Source organism: Cellulomonas sp. P4_B5_2, from assembly GCF_056402235.1.
In genome coordinates, this window is the sequence record NZ_JBFUHU010000400.1 from 1 (window position 1) to 2,836 (window position 2,836).

The following is a 2,836-nucleotide window of genomic DNA, read 5'->3' on the forward strand; positions in this document are numbered from 1 at the left end:
GGCCGCCCCGGCCCGCGACCGCGGGCAGCGCCGCGGCATGGGTCAGGAGCAGCAGGAGGGTGACCTCCCGATCGACGAGATCCTCACCGAGATGGTCCGGCTCGGTGCGTCCGACGTGCACCTCACCACCGGCACGACGCCGATGGTGCGCATCAACGGCTCGCTCAAGGCGCTCGACGGCTTCGGCCAGGTGATGCCGGAGGGTCTGCGCCGCACGCTGTACGCGTTCCTGACGCAGAAGCAGCGGGAGAAGTTCGAGACCAACCTCGAGCTCGACCTGTCCTACTCCGTGCGCGGTCTCGCGCGGTTCCGCGTGAACATCTACCAGCAGCGCGAGTCCATCGGCGCCGCCTTCCGCGTGATCCCCTACGAGATCAAGCCGCTCGAGGCGCTCGGTATCCCTGCGGTCGTCGGCACGTTCGCGGGCATGCCGCGCGGGCTCGTGCTCGTCACCGGACCCACCGGCTCCGGCAAGTCGACCACCCTCGCCTCGATCGTCGACCTCGCCAACCGGACGCGCGAGGACCACATCATGACGGTCGAGGACCCGATCGAGTTCCTCCACCGGCACAAGAAGTGCGTGGTCAACCAGCGCGAGGTCGGCCAGGACACGCACTCCTTCGCCAACGCCCTGAAGCACGTGCTCCGGCAGGACCCCGACATCATCCTGGTCGGCGAGATGCGCGACCTCGAGACGATCTCGGTGGCCCTGACCGCGGCCGAGACCGGTCACCTGGTCTTCGCCACGCTGCACACCCAGGACGCGGCGCAGACCATCGACCGCGTCATCGACGTGTTCCCCGCGCACCAGCAGTCCCAGGTACGCACCCAGCTGGCCGGTGCCTTGCAGGGGGTCGTCTGCCAGACGCTGGCCAAGCGCTCCGACTCGCCGGGCCGGGCGGTGGCCACGGAGGTGCTCGTCGCCACCCCCGCCATCCGCAACCTCATCCGTGAGGGCAAGACCCACCAGATCTACTCGGCGATGCAGGCAGGCGCCAAGCAGGGCATGCACACCATGGACCAGCACCTGTCCGAGCTGGTGAAGACGGGCAAGATCACCTACGAGACCGGGCTGGAGAAGTGCCATCACGTGGAGGACTTCAACCGACTGACCGGCCGCTTCTCCGGCGGCTCGCAGGGCGCCGCCGGCCTGGGTGACCAGGCCAGCATGGGTGGCTCCGCCTTCGGAAGCCAGGCCTTCTGATGGCCGGCGGGACGAAGACGTACGAGTACGCCGTCCGGGACAAGGGCGGCAAGATCGTCAAGGGTCGCGTCGAGGCGACCAACCAGGCGGCAGTGGCCAACCGGCTGCGGGAGATGGGGCTCGCCGCCGTCTCCATCTCCGAGGTGTCGACCGGCGGCATGAACGCCGAGATCAACATCCCGGGCTTCGGCGGCAACAAGATCACGCTCAAGGACCTCGCGATCATGTCGCGGCAGCTCGCCACGATGATCGACGCCGGCCTCTCACTCCTCCGGGCTCTGACGATCCTGGCGGAGCAGACCGAGTCCAAGCCGCTGGCGAAGGTCGTCGCGCAGGTGCGCAACGACGTCGAGATCGGCACCGCGTTCTCGACCGCGCTCGGCAAGCACGTCGACGTCTTCCCGCCGCTGATGATCAACATGGTCAAGGCCGGCGAGGTCGGTGGTTTCCTCGACCAGACGCTCGTGTCGGTCGCGAACAACTTCGAGGCCGAGGTCAAGCTCCGCGGCAAGATCAAGTCCGCGATGACCTACCCGGTCGTGGTGTTCGTCATCGCGATCCTGGCCACTGCCGGCATGCTGCTGTTCATCGTCCCGGTCTTCGCAGGGATGTTCTCGGACCTCGGCGGGACGCTCCCGCTCCCGACGCAGATCCTCATGTGGATGTCGCAGGCCCTCAAGATCACGATCATCCCGCTGATCATCGCGCTCGTGATCTTCACCGTGTGGTGGGGCAAGCACAAGAACGACCGGGGCATCCGCGAGCGCCTGGACCCGTGGAAGCTCAAGGTGCCCGTCTTCGGGCAGCTGTTCCGGAAGATCGCGGTCTCGCGGTTCACCCGCAACTTCGGCACCATGATCCACGCCGGCGTCCCGCTCCTGCAGGCGCTCGACATCGTCGGTGAGACGAGCGGCAACCTCGTCATCGAACGTGCGGCCAAGGCGGTTCAGGAGTCCGTCCGACGCGGCGAGTCCCTGGCCGGGCCGTTGTCCCAGCACCCGGTGTTCCCACCGATGGTCGTGCAGATGATGGCCGTCGGTGAGGACACCGGAGCGCTCGACACGATGCTGGCCAAGGTCGCCGACTTCTACGACGACGAGGTCGAGTCGACCACGGAGCAGCTCACGAGCCTGATCGAGCCGCTCATGATCGTCGTCATCGGCGCGATCGTCGGTTCCATGGTCATCGCCATGTACATGCCCATCTTCGGTGTGTTCAACCTCATCAACTGATCTCCCTGCAGTGACGCGGACGGGTGAATGCCGACTCTCCGCCGAGGCCCGCTCAAGAGTGCGTCCGCCGCGGCCGATTGATCCCTTGCACCACCCGAACAGACGGCCTCCGGGCCGTCAATGAATCCGCACATTCCTTCCTGACTCCCTGGGAGATCGGCATGATCGCTCGCGTCCGCACGTCCATCGAGAAGAGGGATAAGGGCTTCACCCTTATCGAGCTCCTCGTCGTCATGATCATCATCGGCATCCTTGCCGCCATCGCGATACCGGTGTTCCTGAGCCAGCGCCAGAAGGCTCGTGACACGTCGACCAAGGCAGACGTCTCGACGCTCGGCAAGGAGATCGCCACCTATTTCGTCGACGGCACCGGCACGCTGGCGATCACCTCCAGCGGGAC

General features: G+C 66.5%; 3 protein-coding genes. All 3 read left to right on the forward strand.

The annotated features are described in order from the left end of the window. The coding region (locus AC1DUQ_RS20125; RefSeq protein WP_477074458.1) for a type IV pilus twitching motility protein PilT at positions 1 to 1,204 on the forward strand (1,204 nt) is incomplete at its 5' end. Further along, a complete protein-coding gene (locus AC1DUQ_RS20130) occupies positions 1,204 to 2,436 on the forward strand; it encodes a type II secretion system F family protein (protein WP_477061978.1) in 1,233 nt (410 codons plus the stop codon). The genes AC1DUQ_RS20125 and AC1DUQ_RS20130, both read left to right, overlap by 1 nt. Positions 2,437 to 2,597: 161 nt before the next feature. Continuing rightward, positions 2,598 to 2,836 (forward strand): type II secretion system protein (locus AC1DUQ_RS20135; RefSeq protein WP_477074459.1); only part of this gene is annotated, 239 nt, incomplete at its 3' end.

Bases quoted from the DNA above. Each gene is read 5' to 3' on its own strand.
- AC1DUQ_RS20130 (WP_477061978.1), top strand. From the start codon at position 1,204: ATGGCCGGCGGGACGAAGACGTACGAGTACGCCGTCCGGGACAAGGGC.